Origin of the sequence: Brucella sp., assembly GCF_032066345.1 — a bacterium.
GTDB classification, from domain to species: domain Bacteria; phylum Pseudomonadota; class Alphaproteobacteria; order Rhizobiales; family Rhizobiaceae; genus Brucella; species Brucella pseudogrignonensis.
Genome location: NZ_DAMBKZ010000013.1, coordinates 127,726 through 147,657 on the forward strand (window position 1 = coordinate 127,726; position 19,932 = coordinate 147,657).

Sequence of the window (19,932 nt, forward strand, 5' to 3'; positions counted from 1 at the left end):
GGGAAATGCATCGAGCGTCCGCCCGCTATGATGTGCCACTCGGTATTCTTTATGCTGTTGGTCTGACCGAAACCGGGCGCAAAAACTCGCTCCAGCCCTATGCGATGAACATTGAAGGAAAGGCAGAGTTTTTCCCATCTCAAGCGGCCGCTTTAAGACGTTTCACCCAAGTACACGCCGAAGGTGCAAAACTGATTGATCTGGGCTGTATGCAGATCAACCACTATTATCATTCCAGCGAATTTCCGTCTGTCGGCGCGATGCTGCAACCAAGCCTCAATGTTGATTATGCTGCACGCTTCCTAAAGCGTCTGCGTGAGCGCGAAGGCAACTGGACAATGGCAGTCGCGCGTTATCACGCAGGTCCAAATAACGATCCTGCACAGAAGCGATATGTGTGTCGTGTGATGACAAATATGATCGCAACAGGCTTCGGAAATTGGACGCCTCAGGCAAAAAACTTCTGCGCAGGTTGATCGGGAATCCCGCAAAATTGCGGGTTGTAGAGCGATGCCATATACACGCAGTTTTTAGGTACTCAACCTGTAATTGCATATAGCTCGATAATGTATTTTAGAGGGTAAATTTTTAAGTCCTTGTAAAGAATCGTTAAACTTCGTGAGCGCGTTAACGACTTGTTAAGATTTTCAGACCAAGAGTGCCAGGCCGATGCAATCATGGCGATTCCTCTTAAATTAGATAATACTAAAATGCCTCCCAATTTATTGCGGGCAACTTTGTGTAATTGCCGCTGACTCCTCCTGCCAGTTACTTCTGTCTTGCTTGGGTTAACATATTGATTCGGAAGGCGGGCCGATGATCGTAGTCGTAGATGAGCGGAATATTGTGACTGAGGGGTACTCCTCTTGGTTCAGCCGAGAAGGCATCACGACAACCGGGTTCACGCCATCCGATTTCAATGAATGGGTCGAAAGCGTCCCCCATCAGGATATTATGGCTGTAGAAGCCTTCCTGATTGGCGAGTGCGAGGCTCAGAACGGTCTGCCAGCGCGTATTCGTGAACGCTGCAAGGCGCCTGTTATTGCCGTAAACGACCGCCCGTCACTGGAACACACTCTGGAGCTTTTTCAATCCGGAGTTGATGATGTCGTCCGCAAGCCAGTTCACGTCCGCGAAATCCTCGCCCGCATCAACGCAATTCGCCGCCGCACAGGTGCTTCGGCTGCATCAGGCAATGATGGAACCGAGCTTGGACCGATCCGCGTTTTCTCCGATGGCCGTGATCCACAGATAAATGGTGTGGATTTCCCGCTGCCGCGTCGCGAGCGCCGGATCCTTGAATATCTAATCGCAAACCGTGGTCGCCGCCTGAATAAGGCGCAGATTTTCAGCGCGATTTACGGCATTTTCGACAGTGAAGTCGAAGAGAATGTGGTCGAAAGCCATATTAGCAAGCTCCGCAAAAAATTGCGTGAAAAGCTTGGTTTTGATCCTGTTGATTCAAAACGTTTTCTTGGATACTCAATCAACATCGATTGAGATTCGTGTCCTTTCTATCGAGCTTTCAAAAGCTCAAATCCAGTAATTCGCGGTTTTTAAAGGTAGTCTTGTCCAGGCAACCCCTGAAACTGATTGTGTCCTCAGTAAAAGCGTAAAAAATCTTAAGGCTACAGTTTCACGCAAGCGTGGCCCGATAGCTTATCTGCGGATTCTCAAATTCTCAGGAGTTGCCAATGAGCCTCTACGGTATGATGCGGACCGGCGTTTCAGGTATGAACGCGCAGGCTAACCGCTTGTCGGCAGTCGCAGATAACATCGCGAATGCAAGCACGGTCGGCTATAAGCGCGCCGATGCGCAGTTCTCATCGCTCGTTCTGCCAAGCACCGCAGGCCAGTATAACTCCGGTAGCGTCGCGACCAATATCCGCTACGGCATTTCGGATCAGGGCGGCATTCGCTCGACAGCTTCCGCGACCGACCTTGCAATCGACGGCAATGGCTATTTCGTCGTCAGCAATGCTGATGGTACACCTTACCTCACGCGCGCAGGTTCGTTTGTGCCGGACCAGTTCGGCAATCTCGTCAATACGGCTGGCTATTACCTGATGGGTTATCCGGCGGATGCTAACGGCAATGTTAACACGGTCGCCAACAGCTTTGACGGTCTGGAACGTGTGAACGTCAAGCAGTCCGATCTTGTTGCAACACCTAGCACGTCCGGCAACTTCACCGTCAACCTGCCTTCGACGGACTCGGTTCCTGCTGCCGGCGAATTCAATCACAAGACATCGCTGATCGCTTACGACAATCTTGGCGGCAAGATCACGCTGGACGTCTATTTTACCAAGACCGCTGACAATACCTGGGATGTTTCGATTAAGAACGCCGCAGATGGTGTTGAAGTCGGCGCAACAACGCTGAACTTCGATGGCACAAACGGTAAGCTGCTTTCTGGCGGTGATGTTGCTGTCGATCTGACAGCCTATAATGGTCAGGCGCTGGACCTTAATCTCGGTTCGTCCAAGCAGCTGGCAAAAGACTATACGATCACTGAAGCTGTTATCAACGGTCAGGCCCCTTCGTCGATCAAGGGCGTTGATATCGGTAAAGACGGTTCGGTTGTTGCTCTTTATGAAAACGGTTCGCAGAAGCTGCTTTACCGTATTCCGCTGGGAACTGTGGCAAGCCCGGACCGCATGTCGGTAATCAGCGGCAACGTGTTCTCGCCAAGTGCAGAATCCGGCAATATCCAGCTCGGCTTCCCTGAAAACGGAGGCATGGGCAAGGTTTCGGCAGGGGCTCTTGAAGAATCCAATGCGGATATCGCGCAAGAGCTGACCGACATGATCGAAGCTCAGCGCAGCTACACCGCCAATTCGAAGGTCTTCCAGACCGGCTCCGAATTGATGGACGTGCTGGTTAACCTGAAAAGATAAATTGATGCGGTTCCGGGGAGGTGGTCAGTCTCCCCGGAATTGCAGTTTTAAAACTGGACTGTTTTCGCAACAAAAACGGTTCGACGTAGGATGGGGATAAGATGTCGCTTAGTTCTGCTCTTCTGACGGCCAAAAGTTCGCTTGCGGCAACGTCCAAGCAGACGTCAGTCGTCTCTCGCAATATTGCGGGGGTCAATGATCCTGATTACTCGCGCCGCACTGCGTCGCTGGCTTCGGGGCCGTATGGTTCGCTTTATGTCAATATAAGCCGATCCGCTGACGAAGCGTTGTTCAACCGCTTTATCCAGTCGAACAGCACGGCATCGTCGTCGTCCATTCTTGCAGGCGGACTTGACCGCCTTTCGTCGCTTTATTCGGCAGATAATTTTTCAGGTTCGCCTTCGGCGTTGATCGGCGATCTTCGCGATGCGCTCCAGACTTTTGCTGCCTCACCATCCAATTCGGCCCTTGGTGATAGCGTTGTTTCGACGGCGCAGTCGCTGGCCAATGCATTGAACGCTGGCACGAAGCAGATCCAGTCTCTGCGTACCGATGCAGATAATGAAATCGCGGACTCCGTTGCCAATATCAACGACGTGTTGTCGAAGTTCGAGAAGATCAACCAGCAGATCGTCAGCGGCACACGCGCTGGCAACGATGTGTCTGATTTTCTTGATCAGCGCGATTCACTGCTGAAGCAGCTTTCCGGCGAGCTGGGCATCACAACCATGGTTCGCGGCGATAATGACATGGTCATTTTTGCGGAAAATGGTGTGACGCTGTTTGAAACCACGGCGCGCAAGATCAGCTTCGAATCCTCCGGTGGTCTGGCGGCTGGTGTTGCTGGCAATGCCGTTCTTGTCGATGGTGTCCCGCTTACGCATGATACATTCGATCAGCCTTATGGTACTGGCCGTCTGAGCGGACTTCTGCAGCTGCGCGATCAGATTGCGCCGCAATATCAGATGCAGCTCGATGAGATCGCTCGCGGTCTGGTGTCGATGTTTGCAGAAACCGATCAGACTGGTGCAGGTCCAAAACTAACAGGCCTTTTCGGCTGGTCAGGTTCGCCTGCCGTTCCAGGTGCGGGTGTGACAGCTGGTCTCGCAGGCACGATCAATGTGTCATCGGCATTTGTTGCAACCGAAGGCGGCAGCTCGCTGCTGCTGCGCGATGGCGGTGCAAATGGCGCGAATTACAAATATAATTCAACCGGCGCCAGTGGCTTTAGCGATCGTCTGCGCGCGTTGAATGAGGCGTTCTCCGAGCCGCTGACATTCGCTTCTTCGGCAGGTCTCAGCTCAAATGCGAGCCTGATTGATTACAGCGCGTCGTCCATCAGCTGGCTTGAAGGCAAGCGCAAGACTGCGAATGCCAATTTCTCTTATAACCAGACTGTAGCAACTCAGGCCGATCAGGCTCTGTCCAATGCCAACGGTGTCGATATCAACACCGAGATGGCACTGCTTCTCGATCTGGAACATTCCTATCAGGCATCAAGCCGGGTACTGACGACCGTCAACGCCATGCTTGACGAACTTCTCAGAGCGGTGTGAGGCTTATGAAAGCGCAATCTATTTCTACATATGGTGCAGCTTCAGCCCTCAAGGTTCTCGTCGCAAAGACGAAGGCCGAGCTTGCAAAGGCGCAGCAGGAAGCCACCACAGGTACGGTTTTCGATGTTGGTTTGTCGCTTGGTTCCAAGTCTGGACAGACCATATCGCTGCGCAAGGAATATGATCGCCTTACCGTTCTGACCGATATGAACAAGCTGCTGCAGCAGCGCATGACGACGACACAGACTGCGACCACCACCATTATCGAGAGCACGCAGAATTTTCTGGGTGATCTGACGGGCGCAAACAGCACTATTGAAAGTGCGCAGACTGCTGCGAAGACGGCAAAGTCGTTGCTGGATTCAGTCACGGGCCTGCTCAACACCAGCTATAATGGCGAATATATCTTCTCAGGCGTGAACACCGACGTGAAGCCGATTGCTGACTACACGGAAGGCAGCCAGGCACAGAATGCGGTTCGTCAGGCATTTGAAGATCATTTCGGTTTCCCCATGAATGATCCGCAGGTTGCCAATATCACTGGCGATCAGATGAAGTCCTTCCTCGAAGGTGATTTTGCCGAGCAGTTCAACGATGCCAACTGGGATGCCAATTGGTCGAATGCTTCCGATACTGTGATCAAGAGCCGTATTTCGCCAACTGAAACGGCTTCGACCTCCATTTCGGCAAATGCTGATGGTTTCCGCAAGACCATCATGTCTGCAGTGATGGTGTCCGAGTTCGCAACGATCGGTCTGAGTAATTCAGCGTTTCAGGCGCTGACAAATCAGGCAATGCAGACCACAACGCAGGCAATTACCGAGACGACGTCTGAACAGACGACGCTGGGTCTGGCTCAGCAGCGCACCAATGCCGCGACAACACGGATTGGGGCACAGCAGAAGATCCTCAATGAATCGGTTCTGGATCTTGAATCGGTCGATCCTTATGAGGCTGCAACACGCGTCAATGCGCTGATGTCGCAGATCGAGACTTCTTATGCGCTGACTGTTCAGCTGCAGAATCTGAGCTTGCTCAACTATTTGAAATAAAACCATTTGAGCGCCATGCGCTCTCTTGGATGCATAAAGGTCGCTTTCAACTATTGGATCGACGCGTTGTGCCTCTAAAGCGGTTCCAGTTAAGAATGAATCGTTGGAACCGCAGCAACTGTTTGTTCTACGCATTATCCGACGCAAAGCCGCTTCGCACTTTTGCTGGAAATGCTCAAATACTGTGGGGCGCTCGCCCGCCCCGAAGAAGAACATCACAAATCGGGCAGCATGATGCGGTTCGTATGGGTGGTGCCGGAAAACGGAGACTACATGTATCAGCTGCGCTACGAAGACGTCATGAATGATGATATGGCGAGCGCCAAGGAACGCGAGCGGATGCTTTTTGACCGCTCGATTGAAATGCTCGCCGCCGCGAAAGCCCATGGTGCCGGATCGCGCGAAGGCATAGATGCTTCCTACTTCACAACCAAGCTGTGGACCACAATCATTGAGGATCTTGGTTCAGAAGAGAATGTGCTTCCAAAAGAACTGAAAGCCGCAATCATTTCGGTTGGAATCTTCATTCTCAAAGAGATCGAGCAAATTCGACAGGGTGAAAGCACCGATTACGACACGCTGATCGAGATTACTCAATCTATCCGTGACGGTCTGTGACATGACGACGAACGGCAAATCAGCGATCCGTCTTTCGCTGCGTGCAGGCGAAAAGATTTATATCAACGGCGCGGTTTTGAAAGCTGACCGCAAGGTTTCGCTGGAGCTTTTGAACGACGCGACATTCCTTCTGGAAAACCATGTTTTGCAGCCGGAAGAGACGACATCCCCGCTGCGTCAGCTCTATTTTGCGGCGCAGATGATCCTGATTGAGCCGGCTCTGAGGGAACAGGCGCGAAACACGTTTGCCCAGATGCTGAAGGGCATGTTTGCGACGTTCAAGGATGCGGAGATCCTCAATGCGCTCAAGCTCGTTGATGAGCTGGTGCATAACGGGCGCGTCTTCGATGCACTGAAAACAATTCGCACGCAATATAAGCGTGAGGCAGAGCTGATGGGTGAAAAAGACCTGTCGGTGCCTGCCAAACAAACAGAAAAGCCTATGGCAACGGCCCAAGAATCTAAGGCGGTTTTTGGAACCAGATCCGCGTAAAAACAAACAGATAGAGTATTTCCTATGATTCAGTTTCAACAGGAAATGCTCTAGAGCGTCCTTTGGGACAAACAGCGCTCTAAGGGGCAAGTCTATGACGACAACATCGACAGTCGGCGCCAACAATACGACCAACAACACGGCAAATTCGTCATCAAGCAGCAGTTCTGCTGCCGCAAAGGCGAGTGTGGATTACAATTCCTTTCTGAAGCTTCTCGTCACTCAGATGCAGAACCAGGACCCCACACAGCCGATGGATGCGACGCAATATGTCTCGCAGCTTGCGACATTCTCCAATGTCGAACAGGCGGTGCAGATGAACAGCAAGCTCGAAACGCTGATCACCAATTCGTCGCTTTCGCAGGCTGAAGGCTGGATTGGCCGCACGCTGACCAGTGCTGACGGCACGGTTACGGGTGTGGTCAAGTCTGTCACGATCCAGTCGTCGGGGATGCTTGCTGAACTCGAAGACGGCAAGACGATGCTGATCGGCCAGGGCGTCAAGATCAGTTAAACGATGTCTCCAAAGCCGGGTGCGGGTTTGGAGACAATGGCATGTGCTAAAATATGGATTGAGACGCAGTTTCGATAGTTCATCTGAACCGAAACTGCGCAAAAGCGCCGTGCGCTGAGGACCTTACCTGTGAACGAAGCTGATGCGCTCGATATCGTCAATTCGGCGATCTGGACCGTGCTTATGGCGAGCGGACCAGCCGTACTTGCGGCGATGCTTGCAGGTATCGGCATCGCGCTTTTTCAGGCTTTGACCCAGATTCAGGAAATGACGCTGACTTTCGTGCCGAAGATCATCGTTATTTTTGTGGTACTTGCCTTCACCGCGCCATTTGTTGGCGCGCAGATCAACTCTTTCACGCTGCTTGCTTATTCGCGCATCGAAAAGGGTTTCTAGAGCGCGTTTCGATCTGGTTGGATCAGATCGGCGCCGTAAGCCTTTTTATTTGAAGCATAATCTTATCGATCTTTGTTTTACTCCGAGAAGACTTTTGCTCTAACGCAGCCCTCGCGCAAGCTTCGTCGTTTATGTTCTGTCTGACAACAGGAGACGGACGTGCAGCAGGCAGCAGCTAAGCCATTGACAAAACGTGGAATTCTGACCGGTAGCGACATGGGTCTTGCTGCCGGTATCGTCATTATTCTGACAGTGCTTTTCCTGCCTGTTCCTGCGGTTGTTCTGGATATCGGCCTCGCTTTCTCAATTGCGTTCTCCGTCCTTATCCTCATGGTTTCGCTGTGGATTCAGCGTCCGCTTGATTTCTCGGCTTTCCCGACGGTGCTGCTGATTGCGACCATGATGCGTCTGTCGCTCAATATTGCGACGACACGCGTGATCCTGACCCATGGTAACGAGGGCTATCTGGCTGCAGGCCATGTTATTCATGGGTTTTCGCAGTTTGTGATGGGCGGTGATTTTGTCATCGGTCTTGTGGTTTTCACGATCCTCATCATCGTCAACTTCCTCGTCATCACCAAGGGTGCGACGCGTATCGCGGAAGTGGGTGCTCGCTTCACGCTCGATGCTATTCCCGGCAAGCAGATGGCGATTGACGCCGATCTTTCGTCGGGTCTGATCGACGAAAAGCAGGCACAGCATCGCCGTCGTGAACTGGAAGAAGAAAGCTCGTTCTTCGGTTCGATGGACGGCGCGTCCAAGTTCGTGCGCGGTGATGCGATTGCCGGTTTGATCATTACTGCCGTCAATATTTTCGGCGGGATCATCATTGGCGTTACCCGCCATGGTATGGATATTTCGGAAGCTGCTGACGTCTTCACCAAGCTCTCGGTTGGTGATGGTCTGGTTACACAGATTCCAGCGCTGATCGTTTCGCTCGCAGCAGGTCTTCTGGTGTCCAAAGGCGGTACCCGCGGTTCCGCTGATCAGGCGATCTTTGGTCAGCTCGGTGCTTACCCCAAGGCACTTTTGATTGCTGCCTTCCTTCTGTTTGTTCTGGGTATCATGCCAGGCCTTCCGGCTTTCCCGTTCTTCCTGCTTGGTGGTGCAATGGCATTTGTCGGTATTGCCGTGCCACGCCGTCAGGCGCGTCAGCGCGAGGCGGAAGAGGCAGAAGCACAGTCGAAGCAGCGTGACGCAGAAGAGCAGGAACGCAACTCGGTCAAGGCTTCGCTGGAAACCACGCAGATCGAACTTTGCCTGGGCAAGCAGCTTTCCGCACGTCTCATCGCTTCGCAGCAGGAGCTGGCGCACCGCGTCGCCAAGATGCGCAAGAAGTTTGCTCAGGAATATGGTTTCGTCATTCCAGAGATCAAAGTTACTGACGATATTTCGCTGCCGCCAAAGAGCTATCGCATCAAAATTCACGGTACCGCCGTTGCGAGCCATGAATTGCGGGTTGGTGAAATTCTCGTGGTGCTGGGCGAGCGTCCATTGCCATCTATTCCGGGTGAGGAAGTACGTGAACCAGCTTTCGGTATGCGTGCTTATTCCGTGCCGGAGACTTTTGCTTCAGATCTTCGCCGCGACGGCTATATGACTGTCGACAACTTGTCGGTTCTGCTCACCCATCTCAGCGAAATCGTGCGCAACAATCTGGCGCAGCTTCTCTCCTATAAGGATATGCGTATTCTGCTGGACCGCCTTGGTCCGGAATATCGCAAGCTTCTGGAAGATATTTGCCCGGCCAATATTTCCTATTCGGGGCTGCAGGCAGTCTTGAAGCTGCTGCTTGCGGAGCGCGTCTCAATCCGTAATCTGCATCTTATTCTTGAATCCATCGCCGAAATTGCACCTCTGGTGCGCCGACCTGAGATGATCGTCGAGCATGTTCGGATGCGGATGGCGCAGCAGATATGCGGCGATCTTTCAGACAACGGTGTTCTGAACGTGCTTCGTCTTGGCAATCGTTGGGACCTCGTGTTCCACCAGAGCCTCAAGCGCGACAATAAGGGCGAAATCGTCGAATTTGACATAGACCCGCGCCAGCTTGAGCAGTTCGGCACAGAAGCAACCACAGCAATTCGCAAACATTTCGATAGCGGCGAGCGTTTCGTCCTCGTTTCTTCGCCGGAAGCGCGCCCTTACATCCGCATGATTATCGAGCGGCTGTTTGCAACGCTTCCCGTGCTGTCGCATGTGGAGATTGCGCGTGGTGTCGAAGTGAAATCGCTCGGCGCGATTTCCTGACGGGGGAGTGAACCCGTTGTCCATCACGCAACTGCCGATCAATGAACTTGTCTTCGCGGCCATGCTTGCATTCTGCCGCGTTGGCGCATGTCTGATGCTGATGCCCGGCATTTCAAGCGGACGCATTCCCTTGCAGGTCCGATTGTTTATCGCGCTTGCGTGTTCTTTTGCGGTCTTGCCTTTGGTGATCCAGAACATTGCACCGAGCTTAGATGGCAGCCATCCGCTGGCGATGTTTCGCCTGATGCTCAGCGAAATGTTCATCGGAGGGGTGATCGGAATTCTGGCGCATATCTATTTCTGGGCATTGCAGTTCATGGCCAACATGATGGCAATGGCTGTTGGCTATTCGGGTACCCCGGCAGACGCGATTACAGAAGCAGAACCACAGGCAACGCTTGCGACCATTGTTACTTTCAGCGCGCTATTCCTGTTTTTCGTCACGGATATGCATCTTGAAATTCTGCGAGCGCTGCTGAGCTCCTATACGGCTATCCCTGTTGAGGGGCATTTCAGGCCTGATGCCGCGATGATCGACATCAGCGACGCGCTTTCCGCAGCATTTCTGGCGACGTTACGCATCGCAGCACCCTTTATCGTGTTTGCGATTCTGGTCAATTTCGCCATCGGTCTTATCAATAAGCTGACGCCGACGATCCCGATCTACTTTGTGTCGATGCCCTTCGTGCTGGGCGGCGGTCTTCTGGTTGTTTACTTCATCCTGCCCGAATTGCTGCGTTTTTTCACCGGCGAAGCTGCGACGCAGTTGCGCGATTTGTTCTGAGGATTGCATGGCTCAAACCAATGCCCGTAATCTGAAAAAGCTCATCACCTTGCAGAAGCTCGGCGCTGCACGGCTGGAAGCCTCGCTGGCTGCAACCAGCAACCGCAAGACTGTTCTGGATGAAGAACGTGACGCGCTGATCGCCATGCAGGATCGCCGTTATGACGGCGATGCCTTTACTGTCGATCCATCTCTGCTCATCAAACGACTGGGGGCGAATGCGCTCGCAACTGAACAGATTGAGCAGCAGCTCGAATCAGAACGCAGCGGCCTTTTGAAAGAACAACGTCGGGTAGAACTTTTGGAAGATCGGCTCGAAACTGTTCGCAATGATGCCGAAAGACGAGAGCTTGCAAGCCTGATTGAAGAGTTTGTTAGCCGGAAAACCACCGCGTCGTAGGGCTGTTAGTTGCGACCACAATCGAAAAATAGTAAATAAAATCAGTTAATTGCAATAAATCTGGTGAGTTTGCACCGGCCGCGTTGACCAAGGCTTTGTCATAAAATTGAAACTGATTCGTACCGCAAGCTTCAGTCAAGTTTGACAGATTAATGTGCAATCAAGAGATGAAGAAGGACAAGTTGTATGGCGATTAATCCGCCGTCAGATCTGGTTATGGACGTGGCGCGTGCGGCTGATCCGCAGGCGTATCGCCTTGCGGCAGAGCGTCTGAAATCCATATCGGCAAGCACTGGTCCGGTGGGCGCTGATACGGATACGGGATCAAACTTCGTCAGTTTTTCTGAAAGCCTGGCTTCAGGCGTTCGGTTCAATCCGCAAGGGGCGAACACGGTCAATCCGGCTTATCGGAAGTTTGAAGCTTTCATGCTGCAATCTTTCGTTCAGTCGATGTTTACAAGCGATACGACAGCGACCTTCGGCAAGGGCATTGCAGGCGAATACTGGAAATCGATGATGGCCGAAGCGATGGCGAACAAGATGGCTGATACCGGCGGAGTTGGTATCGCCAAAATGCTTGAAGCGCAGGCAGCGCAAAAGGTGCGCGCGGAAAACTCGTCAACCTTGGCCTTAGGAGGCGTGATTGACGATCTGGGACAGGGAATGAACACAGACGCAGTTTCAAAAGATATCGTTCACGGATTTGAACGGCAGCTCATTCAGAAACAACTGGGAAACAATGAAAGTGGAGATCGCGCTCGTAGCTGATGCTGAACATCAAGCACAGAATCGGGCGGTCAGGACAGCAAACCCTTCTAGGGCCTGACTGGCGAATAAAACCGCGACCTGCTGATACCGACAGCGGCTCCAGTCAAGAATGGTTCGTTGGAACCGCTGTAACTGTTTGTTTTTACGCATTATCCGACGCAAAACCGCTTCGCACTTTTGCTGGAAATGCTATATAATTGAGGAACCCGAAAATGACTGACACAAGCTCCGAAATCAGCCTGCTGCCGCAAGTGGCGGAAGCAGCACTGGAGGCAGACCCGGTTCAGGAACTGGAACAGCAGCCTGTACTATCGCCGGTCGTGCGTGCAATTCAGCGTCTTGAGGACGTCATTGATACTGAAACTCGTCTTCTGCTTGAAGGCGGTCATCCGGATCTTGCTGAGATTAATTCACGCAAGAGCCGTGGCCTGTACGACTTCAACAAGGCAATCAAAAAGGCTGCAAGCCTTGCTGAACCAGCGACGATGAAGGGATTGCAGCCATTGCTCGATAGCCTCAAGCAGAAGCTTGAGAAGAATTGTGAAGCGCTGCAGTTGCATCTGCGCGCTGTTGGCGAGCTGGCCGATCTTATTCGCGGCGCGCTTGAAACGCAGGATGCCGACGGCACTTACAGCATGCATAGCGCGAGGCTCGGTCACGCAAGATGATCCGCACAATCGTAATTGGTCTCTGGATCTGTGCAGTCGCTTTGGGCTCGCTGTTTTTCGCCGTTCGCCAGAATGATGGCTCATCTGGTGAGGTGAAAGCGGAGGCAGGAGGATTCGGCGGGCTCGATTACGTCAAAACGGATGTGATGAGCGTTCCGATCATCTCCAATGGTAGCGTTGCGGGCTATGTCGTGACGCAGCTGGTTTATACGATCGATTCGAATATCCGGAAAAAGATCACGGTTCCGCTCGAATATTTTATCAGTGACGAGATTTTCCGTAAGTTCTACGGCAGCTATTCGGATACGAAAGAAGTCGAGAAAGTAAAGTTCGAGGATGTTCGCGCATCGGTGATCACCGATTTGAATGCACGTTTTCCAGAGCCGGTCATCAAGGACCTGCTCGTCGAGCAGTTCAATTATATTTCCGCTGAAGAAATCCGTGCCATGAATATGCGTGGCGGTGCTGTATCACCGGATACAGCGGGCAAGCAGGCGTCGGCCGAACACTAATTCACAGCATTTCCTGCAAAAGTGCGGAGCGCCTCCGCAGGGAAATCAGTTCGCCGGACCGATTTCTTTTCCTGCTGCGATGCGTTGGATAATACAATAAAAATAAAGAGTTAGAGAGAATAGTACTTTCCTGCCAGCTGGCTTAGACGTTCGTCATCCAACGGGGGCAGGGATGGGTCTACAGTAAACTGGACGCCGACTTCACGTTTTTCACGCCAGACAATCTGCGCCAGAAGTGCGCGCGCATAGTGATCGTCAAATAGCCAGAAGCGTTCGGGAAGACTGGGAACTTCGGTGATTCTCAACCGTGCGCCGTGTGGAGCAATATCGCTGAACTGGCATTCGATAATGAACCGACCATCAAGATCGATAACCTTGCCTGATCGCAGCCGCGTACGCTGTCGCTCCTCCTTACGTCGCTCCTGAGACGGCTTGTTGCGTACCATAAATTTCTGCCTGCTGTTCCCCTTGAAGGGAAAATATAGCAGGCATCGCTTTAGTAAGCGTTACCTAAGTTCAATGCTCACCGCATTTTTCACAGCGACCACGCAGTTCCAGCGTGGTTTTGCGTGACTTGAACCCGCTTTGGAGGCTCCAGGCGCTAACGAGATTTTCGATGGCCGGATCTGAAAACTCTGTCACCTGACCGCATTGCTCGCAAATCGCAAAAGCAATCAATCCGTGCTGGTGGCATTGCGGATGAGCACAGGCAACAAAAGCGTTGAGGCTTTCAAGGCGATGCACCATGCCAAATTCGAGCAGCTTTTCGAGCGCCCGATAGACCTGAAGCGGCGCACGGAAACCGTCGTCACGGAGCTGATCGAGAATTGTATAGGCGCTGAGGGGACCATCCGCCTTGGACAGCACGTTGAAAACGAGCGTCTGATTGCGGGTCAGATCATGCGATGCATGGTTATGATGGTGGTGATGATTGCTCATTGGCCAGCGGTCCGTTTCAGTGATGCCTCCCCTTTATGTAGGGGCAAGAGGCTGAAAATGAAAATAGCAAGTGCGGCAACCACGATCGATGGGCCGGATGGCGTGTCGAACTGGACAGAGCCATATAGCCCGCCAATGACGCCAAGCGCACCAATCAAAGATGCGAGAATGGCCATTCTCTCCGGTGTGGAGGAAAAGCGCCGGGCGGTCGCTGCGGGAATGATCAGAAGCGATGTAATCAGCAGAATGCCGACAATCTTCATCGCAATGGCAATCACAATCGCCAGAAGCAGCATGAAGACGATCCGCGAGACGGCAGGGTTCATCCCTTCTGCACGCGCAATGTCCTCGCTGACGGTTGCGGCCAGCAAAGGGCGCCAGAGCCATGCAATGACACCCAGAACGAGAATGCCGCCGCCATAGATGAAGGCAATGTCGATCCGCGAAACTGCAAGCAAATCGCCGAAAAGGAACGAGAGCAGATCGATGCGCACCCAGGTCATGAAGGCCACGATCACCAGACCAAGCGACAAGGTCGCATGGGACAGAATGCCGAGCAGGGAATCTGCCGATAACGTATGACGTCGCTGCAAAAGCAGAAGAATTGCCGAAATCATGACGGAAACGGCAAAAACCCCGATCATCAGGTTGATGTCGAAGATAAGAGCAAGTGCTACACCCAGAAGCGCTGAATGGGCCATGGTGTCGCCAAAATAGGCCATGCGGCGCCACACAATGAAACAGCCAAGCGGACCCGTTGTCAGCGCCAGACCGACACCGGCAATAAGGGCGCGGGTGAAAAAGTCATCAAGCATGTGGCTTCTCCCCGTGATGCCCGTGATTGTTGTGGCCTTCGTGCCCGTTCCCACCGTGATCATGTTCATGATGATCGTGATGATGACCGTCATCGGCATGACAATGATCGGTTACAGAACCATCGGCATGGAGTACGCGGCCATCGGGCAGGTGGGTATGATCGTGGTGATGTTCATAGACAGCAAGCGGAGCGACCGCTCGGCTGCCGAAAAGTCGCGTATATTCGGGACTTGAGGTCACATCGCGCGGTGTTCCACTGCAGCAGACATGGCCGTTCAGGCAGATAACGCGATCTGTTGCTGCCATCACTAGATGCAGATCGTGTGAAATCAGCAGGACACCGCAACCGGTATCGTCGCGCAGTTTTGCAATCAGCTCGTAAAGTGCGGCTTCACCGGAAAAATCGACGCCCTGTACCGGCTCATCCAATACCATAATGTCGGGTTTGCGTGCCAAAGCGCGTGCCATGAGGGCGCGCTGAAACTCGCCACCGGAAAGATTGGCAATCTCGGCTTTAAGGAGATGCGAAATGCCGACCGCCTGAAGGGCATCCGCAATTTCACCTTTGCCGAGGGGACCAGTCAGCGTCATTAAACGCTCGACCGAGAGCGGCATGGTACGATCAATATTGATCTTCTGCGGCACGTAGCCGATGCGAAGGCCGCTTTTATGGGCGATTGCGCCCTCATCGGGCTTCAAAACGCGCAGAGCCATTTTGGCAGTGGTGCTTTTTCCCGCGCCGTTCGGTCCAATCAGCGTAACGATCTCGCCGCGATGGACGGTAAGATCAACATTGCGCACAAGCCATCGCCCGTCGCGATAAACGCCGGCGCCTTTCAGCTCTATCAATGGTTCCCGCTCTGAATGCGCGGGGAGGGCGGTCTTATGGGCCATTCTAATTTGAGCTTTCGCTGCCTTTAACGATGCTTTTGGTAAAATGAATCGTGCGTTCTAAAATTCTTGTCTCAAGAATTAGGGAGAGTATGCCGATTCGGGTCTGTTTGCCTTGGCCGTCTCTCGGCTGTGCACATTTCTCCAAAAAGAGGTTGTATCTCCTTATTGCAGACGTTATAGCATAACGCAAATGACGTAATAAAATAACATATCACTTATCTATGTTGTTCCCCTCGGCGAATTCTTCAAGAGAGACCCATGAAACATCTCCGCTCCCTGCTTATGGCATCTGCATTTATGGCGGTTTTCGGCACAGCGGCATCAGCCGCCGAGCGCGAAGGCGTCGTTATTTCCATCAAGCCGCTGCATTCGCTTGTCGCAGCAGTTATGCAGGGGGTGGGCGAGCCGAAGCTCATTGTTCAGGGCGCAGGCTCTGAGCATTCCTATAGTCTGAAGCCATCGGATGCCGAAGCCATTGAACATGCCAAGGTGATTTTCTGGGCCGGGCCTTCGATGGAAACCTTCCTCGACAAACCTTTCGACACATTGGGCGAGGGTGCCAAGGTTGTTGCGCTTGGCGAAGCCGAAGGGCTGACGAAGCTCAAATTCCGCGAAGGCGGCCCATTTGAGGCGCACGATCATGGCGGCGAGGAAGGAGAGCACGCGCATAACAATGAGCATGAGGGCCATAATCACGAAGCTCATGACCATGCGCATGAAAAGAAGCATGACGACCATAATCACGCCGATGAAGCATCAGAAAAAGCCGATGAGCACCACCATCATGGCGAGTATGATCTTCACTTCTGGCTTGATCCACAGAACGGCAAGGTTCTTGTCGGTGATATCGCCAAGGTTCTGAGCGAAAACGATCCTGAACATGCCGCGCAATATGAAAAGAATGCTGCTGACTATGCCGACAAGCTCGATGCGCTGACCAAAGATATCGACAGCGAACTCCAGCCGATAAAAGACAAGCCGTTCATTGTCTTCCATGATGCATATCAGTATTTCGAGAATCGCTTTGGCGTGAAGGCTGCAGGCTCGATCACTGTGAGCCCTGAAAAGGCGCCGGGTGCTGGACGCATCAAGGATATTCACGAAAAGATCAAATCACTGGGCGCTGTTTGCGTGTTCTCCGAGCCGCAGTTTGAGCCAAAGCTGGTCAATACGGTTATCGATGGAACGGATGCCAAAACCGGCACCCTTGATCCGCTTGGCGCGGAATTGAAGGACGGCCCGGATCTCTACCCGCAGCTCATTCGCAATCTGGCCGATTCCCTCAAGAATTGTTTGTCGAAGTAGCACTGGTCGCACCCTTGTTCTGGGGCCCCACCCAGAAGCGACCTGTTGTGGTGCCGGGCTGTCTGTATGGGCGGTCCGGCATCTTCGATAGGCGATGAATGCTTTGTAAAGCCGGGCATTCAAGAACAGGTCGGGATTCTGCAATGTATTGCCGCGACACAAATTCCTGCTCACGCGGGATCATCTGTCGAGTGTTTTTCTTATAGGATCTCTCAAAAGGTGGCTTTGCCGCCTCTTTTTAGCCAAACGAATGTAATGATATAACATTAATAGCCAGCAACGCTGCCACTGCAGCGTATCTCACAACCGCCAGCAAAGGAGTTGCCATGAAAAGGCTTCCCGTCACTGTACTCTCCGGCTTTCTCGGTGCAGGCAAGACCACCCTTCTCAATCATGTTCTCAACAATCGCGAGAACCGCCGTGTTGCGGTGATCGTCAATGACATGAGTGAAATCAATATCGATGCGGCCCTTGTGCGCGAGGGCGGGGCCGACCTATCCCGAACCGAGGAACAGCTCGTTGAAATGACCAATGGCTGCATCTGCTGCACTTTGCGGGATGATCTTTTGAAAGAAGTAGCCCAGCTCGCGGCTCAAGATCGTTTCGATTATCTGCTGATCGAATCGACGGGCATATCGGAGCCTCTGCCGGTGGCAGCAACCTTTGAGTTTCGAGATGAAAAGGGCGAAAGCCTGTCCGATCTGGCGCGCCTTGATACGATGGTCACGGTGGTTGATGCAGCCAATCTGCTGAAAGACTATTCTTCAAATGATTTTCTGCGCGACCGCGGTGAATCGCTGGGCGATGAGGATGAGCGTACGCTGGTCGACCTGCTGGTCGAACAGATCGAGTTTGCAGATGTCGTGATACTCAACAAGATTTCGACTGCAAGCGCGGAGGAGCGAGACCTTGCGCGCAAGGTGATCCGGTCGCTCAATCCAGATGCTCAAATTGAAGAAGTGGATTTCGGTCAGGTTGGGCTTGATGCGATCCTCAATACAAGACGCTTCGATTTCAATCGCGCCCATGAGCATCCCCTTTGGTATAAGGAGCTTCACGGCTTCAACGATCATGTGCCTGAAACAGAAGAATATGGCGTGCACTCTTTCGTCTATCGTGCTCGACGTCCCTTCGATCCAGCCCGCTTTCAGGCCTTTATCGATAAGAGCTGGCCGGGTGTTGTCCGCGCCAAGGGTTTTTTCTGGCTGGCGACAAGGCCTGATTATGTAGGAGAACTCAGTCAGGCCGGTGCGCTGGTCCGTACCAACAAACGTGGTCGCTGGTGGTCTGCAGTTCCGCGCAGCTATTGGCCGGCTGAACCGGAATGGCATCGCGCAATGCAACCCTATCTCGATGCAGAATGGGGTGATCGTCGACAGGAGATCGTCTTCATCGGCGTTGATCCAATGAACAGGGCCGCAATTACCGCCGAACTTGATGACTGTCTGGTGCCGGAAGAGGTGTTCAAACCGGAAAGCTGGCTACGCCTGAGTGATCCGTTTCCAAGCTGGTCGGTCGCAGCGTAGAAACTACTCAGCCGACAGCGCGGCGATTTCGGAAGCCCTGCTGTCGGCAAGCGTGCGATGATCGAGCACATTGGCGATTGCTTCACGCACGTCGAGCATCATGTGCCGCACTTCACATTCGGTCTCGTCGCAGTCATCGCAGGGCTGGTAGTCGGTCTTGCTCGCGCAGGCGATTGGTGCGAGTGCGCCGTCCAGTGCCCGGATAATATTGCCAATATGAATTTCACTGGCGGGACGCGCCAGACAAAAGCCGCCGCCCTTGCCTTTGCGACTCAACACAAAGCCCGCATTGCGCAGTTCGATGAAGATATTATCGAGAAACTTACGCGGGATGTGATGTCTTTCGGCAATCTCACTTGCGGAAACTAGCTGCCCATTAGACACACCGGCAAGATGCACCATGGCTTTCAGGCCGTATTTGCCTTTTTTGGTTAGCATAGCATCCCTGCTGCAATGTCCTTCGGACGATCCAATCCCAATGCGTATTCCCAAAAGAATTAGGGAGGAAAGCACCTTGCGGCAAGTTACTTTCGCGTCGCAGTCGCTTGATCTCTGTAGTTTTGTAAGGCCAGAGCCAAAGCGCCTTGCAAACTGTCGCCCTTTGCCGGGGTATAAAACTCTTTATACGGTAGCAAATCGAGCGCAGCATAAGATGCCGCCAAACCGCCGGTTATACTGAAACGCCCCAGTGCTTTGATATCTAAGGCGCGCAGGTTCCGCTCGATCATGACGCAGGCATCGGAAACAAGTTTCATGCCGAGAGGGTCCCCCTTTTCTGCAAACTCAAACACCATGGGGGCGAAGGCCGCATAATCAGCGGCTGTCGCCGTGCGGGAAAACTGCGTGATCCGCTTTGCTTCGTCACCAAACTTGCCGAGAGTTTTTCTGGTCAATTCCGTTTCGTCGTTGATTCCATCTGAAACCAGCAATGTCTGCTCAAGAAGATCACGGCCAAGACGGGCTCCGCCTGCATGATCGCTGAGCATAAAGCCGCGCCCGCCAATAACATCGACCGTGTCGCCGGTTCTTTTCACAAATGCCGAGCCGGTTCCGAGAATCGCAATGGCACCGTCGCCATTTCCAAGCGCGCCCTGCAGCGCTGTTACCGTATCGGAAACAATACTGCTTCTGCCGAACGGCAGTTGCTTATAAGCGGCGGCATGGTCGGTAAGTGAGTTCGCACCGGCAAGGCCAAGTACGGCAACGCTCGTTATATATATAGAAGAAGGCAAGCCGACCTGAAGACGCGCCTGCTCGGCTGCTTCCTTTATATGCAGGATGGCATTTGCCGTATCCGCTCCTATATTAGCGGGACCGGATACTCCCTTTCCGAGAATGGCTCCGTTTCCATCGGACAGCACTGCGCGGCATCCGCTGCCGCCGCCGTCGATTCCGAAGTAGTAATGCATTGGCTTGTCATTTCATTGTCGTAAAAATGGGAATCAGCCCGCCGCAGCGGTTGAAATTCAGTTAAAAGCCACCATATCCCCTGTGGAAAGAAACTTTGTATTTTTTTATGAATGAACGTTGACAGATTTGTTGAG

The 19,932-nt window shown here is 52.8% G+C and carries 23 protein-coding genes; 17 read left to right on the top strand and 6 right to left on the bottom strand.

Going from position 1 to position 19,932, the window contains the following annotated elements; all coding sequences use genetic code 11:
* The first annotated feature begins 5 nt into the window (after nucleotides 1-5).
* The 15 genes from RT142_RS16590 to RT142_RS16660 all read left to right on the top strand — a co-directional run bounded on the left by RT142_RS16590 (nucleotide 6) and on the right by RT142_RS16660 (nucleotide 12,908).
* Entirely contained in the window at nucleotides 6-476 is a 471-nt protein-coding gene (locus RT142_RS16590; RefSeq protein ID WP_007877033.1) for a transglycosylase SLT domain-containing protein, read from the top strand.
* 340 nt (nucleotides 477-816) lie between these two features.
* The gene (gene ftcR, locus RT142_RS16595; protein ID WP_007877029.1) at nucleotides 817-1,500 is read left to right on the top strand and encodes a flagellar transcriptional regulator FtcR; all 684 of its coding nucleotides are present in this window, start codon (nucleotides 817-819) and stop codon (nucleotides 1,498-1,500) included.
* Nucleotides 1,501-1,694: 194 nt separating this feature from the next.
* Nucleotides 1,695-2,897 carry a flagellar hook protein FlgE gene (locus RT142_RS16600; protein WP_007877027.1) on the top strand — a complete coding sequence of 401 codons (1,203 nt, stop codon included), beginning with the start codon at nucleotides 1,695-1,697 and terminating at the stop codon, nucleotides 2,895-2,897.
* Between the two features lie 101 nt (nucleotides 2,898-2,998).
* Complete coding sequence (gene flgK / locus RT142_RS16605) at nucleotides 2,999-4,453, top strand: flagellar hook-associated protein FlgK (protein ID WP_079213163.1); 1,455 nt, start codon at nucleotides 2,999-3,001, stop codon at nucleotides 4,451-4,453.
* Nucleotides 4,454-4,458: 5 nt separating this feature from the next.
* Nucleotides 4,459-5,505: a flagellar hook-associated family protein gene (locus RT142_RS16610; RefSeq protein WP_200638392.1), complete on the top strand. Its 1,047-nt coding sequence runs from the start codon at nucleotides 4,459-4,461 to the stop codon at nucleotides 5,503-5,505.
* A 273-nt stretch (nucleotides 5,506-5,778) separates the two neighbouring features.
* Nucleotides 5,779-6,123 (top strand): flagellar biosynthesis regulator FlaF, encoded by a 345-nt coding sequence (gene flaF / locus RT142_RS16615; protein WP_007877021.1) that lies wholly within the window; start codon nucleotides 5,779-5,781, stop codon nucleotides 6,121-6,123.
* Between the two features lies 1 nt (nucleotide 6,124).
* Nucleotides 6,125-6,616 carry a flagellar biosynthesis repressor FlbT gene (gene flbT / locus RT142_RS16620; RefSeq protein ID WP_313030036.1) on the top strand — a complete coding sequence of 164 codons (492 nt, stop codon included), beginning with the start codon at nucleotides 6,125-6,127 and terminating at the stop codon, nucleotides 6,614-6,616.
* A gap of 94 nt (nucleotides 6,617-6,710) precedes the next feature.
* The gene (gene flgD / locus RT142_RS16625) at nucleotides 6,711-7,130 is read left to right on the top strand and encodes a flagellar hook assembly protein FlgD (RefSeq protein WP_313030038.1); all 420 of its coding nucleotides are present in this window, start codon (nucleotides 6,711-6,713) and stop codon (nucleotides 7,128-7,130) included.
* 129 nt (nucleotides 7,131-7,259) lie between these two features.
* On the top strand, nucleotides 7,260-7,526 hold the full coding sequence (fliQ, locus tag RT142_RS16630; protein ID WP_064321443.1) for a flagellar biosynthesis protein FliQ: 267 nt from the start codon (nucleotides 7,260-7,262) through the stop codon (nucleotides 7,524-7,526).
* Nucleotides 7,527-7,685: 159 nt separating this feature from the next.
* A complete protein-coding gene (gene flhA / locus RT142_RS16635) occupies nucleotides 7,686-9,776 on the top strand; it encodes a flagellar biosynthesis protein FlhA (RefSeq protein WP_007877012.1) in 2,091 nt (696 codons plus the stop codon).
* 16 nt (nucleotides 9,777-9,792) lie between these two features.
* Complete coding sequence (gene fliR, locus RT142_RS16640) at nucleotides 9,793-10,560, top strand: flagellar biosynthetic protein FliR (RefSeq protein ID WP_313030040.1); 768 nt, start codon at nucleotides 9,793-9,795, stop codon at nucleotides 10,558-10,560.
* A 7-nt stretch (nucleotides 10,561-10,567) separates the two neighbouring features.
* Entirely contained in the window at nucleotides 10,568-10,960 is a 393-nt protein-coding gene (locus tag RT142_RS16645) for a hypothetical protein (protein WP_064321444.1), read from the top strand.
* 186 nt (nucleotides 10,961-11,146) lie between these two features.
* Nucleotides 11,147-11,728 carry a rod-binding protein gene (locus tag RT142_RS16650; RefSeq protein ID WP_312470024.1) on the top strand — a complete coding sequence of 194 codons (582 nt, stop codon included), beginning with the start codon at nucleotides 11,147-11,149 and terminating at the stop codon, nucleotides 11,726-11,728.
* Nucleotides 11,729-11,940: 212 nt separating this feature from the next.
* Entirely contained in the window at nucleotides 11,941-12,396 is a 456-nt protein-coding gene (locus tag RT142_RS16655; protein ID WP_313030044.1) for a flagellar protein FlgN, read from the top strand.
* The gene (locus tag RT142_RS16660) at nucleotides 12,393-12,908 is read left to right on the top strand and encodes a hypothetical protein (protein ID WP_064321447.1); all 516 of its coding nucleotides are present in this window, start codon (nucleotides 12,393-12,395) and stop codon (nucleotides 12,906-12,908) included. The genes RT142_RS16655 and RT142_RS16660 overlap by 4 nt, the downstream gene beginning before the upstream one ends.
* 110 nt (nucleotides 12,909-13,018) lie before the next feature.
* Here RT142_RS16660 and RT142_RS16665 read toward each other — a convergent pair whose 3' ends face one another.
* From RT142_RS16665 to RT142_RS16680, 4 genes are all read right to left on the bottom strand, one after another.
* The gene (locus RT142_RS16665; RefSeq protein WP_079213157.1) at nucleotides 13,019-13,354 is read right to left on the bottom strand and encodes a PilZ domain-containing protein; all 336 of its coding nucleotides are present in this window, start codon (nucleotides 13,352-13,354) and stop codon (nucleotides 13,019-13,021) included.
* A gap of 70 nt (nucleotides 13,355-13,424) precedes the next feature.
* Nucleotides 13,425-13,847 carry a Fur family transcriptional regulator gene (locus tag RT142_RS16670; protein ID WP_007877005.1) on the bottom strand — a complete coding sequence of 141 codons (423 nt, stop codon included), beginning with the start codon at nucleotides 13,845-13,847 and terminating at the stop codon, nucleotides 13,425-13,427.
* Nucleotides 13,844-14,725, bottom strand: coding sequence for a zinc ABC transporter permease subunit ZnuB (gene znuB, locus RT142_RS16675; protein ID WP_409558587.1), 882 nt, complete (start codon nucleotides 14,723-14,725; stop codon nucleotides 13,844-13,846). Before znuB ends, RT142_RS16670 begins: the two co-directional genes overlap by 4 nt.
* Nucleotides 14,655-15,557 carry a metal ABC transporter ATP-binding protein gene (locus RT142_RS16680; protein WP_313030049.1) on the bottom strand — a complete coding sequence of 301 codons (903 nt, stop codon included), beginning with the start codon at nucleotides 15,555-15,557 and terminating at the stop codon, nucleotides 14,655-14,657. The genes znuB and RT142_RS16680 overlap by 71 nt, the downstream gene beginning before the upstream one ends.
* Nucleotides 15,558-15,815: 258 nt before the next feature.
* Here RT142_RS16680 and znuA point away from each other — a divergent pair, with 258 nt between their 5' ends.
* Both znuA and zigA read left to right on the top strand, forming a co-directional pair.
* Nucleotides 15,816-16,862, top strand: coding sequence for a zinc ABC transporter substrate-binding protein ZnuA (znuA, locus tag RT142_RS16685; RefSeq protein WP_313030051.1), 1,047 nt, complete (start codon nucleotides 15,816-15,818; stop codon nucleotides 16,860-16,862).
* A gap of 326 nt (nucleotides 16,863-17,188) precedes the next feature.
* Nucleotides 17,189-18,388, top strand: a complete 1,200-nt coding sequence (zigA, locus tag RT142_RS16690) for a zinc metallochaperone GTPase ZigA (protein WP_064321452.1) — start codon at nucleotides 17,189-17,191, stop codon at nucleotides 18,386-18,388.
* Between the two features lie 3 nt (nucleotides 18,389-18,391).
* Here zigA and RT142_RS16695 read toward each other — a convergent pair whose 3' ends face one another.
* The gene (locus RT142_RS16695; protein WP_007876995.1) at nucleotides 18,392-18,826 is read right to left on the bottom strand and encodes an RrF2 family transcriptional regulator; all 435 of its coding nucleotides are present in this window, start codon (nucleotides 18,824-18,826) and stop codon (nucleotides 18,392-18,394) included.
* 86 nt (nucleotides 18,827-18,912) lie between these two features.
* Complete coding sequence (locus tag RT142_RS16700; RefSeq protein WP_313030055.1) at nucleotides 18,913-19,797, bottom strand: BadF/BadG/BcrA/BcrD ATPase family protein; 885 nt, start codon at nucleotides 19,795-19,797, stop codon at nucleotides 18,913-18,915.
* Between the last annotated feature and the right edge of the window lie 135 nt (nucleotides 19,798-19,932).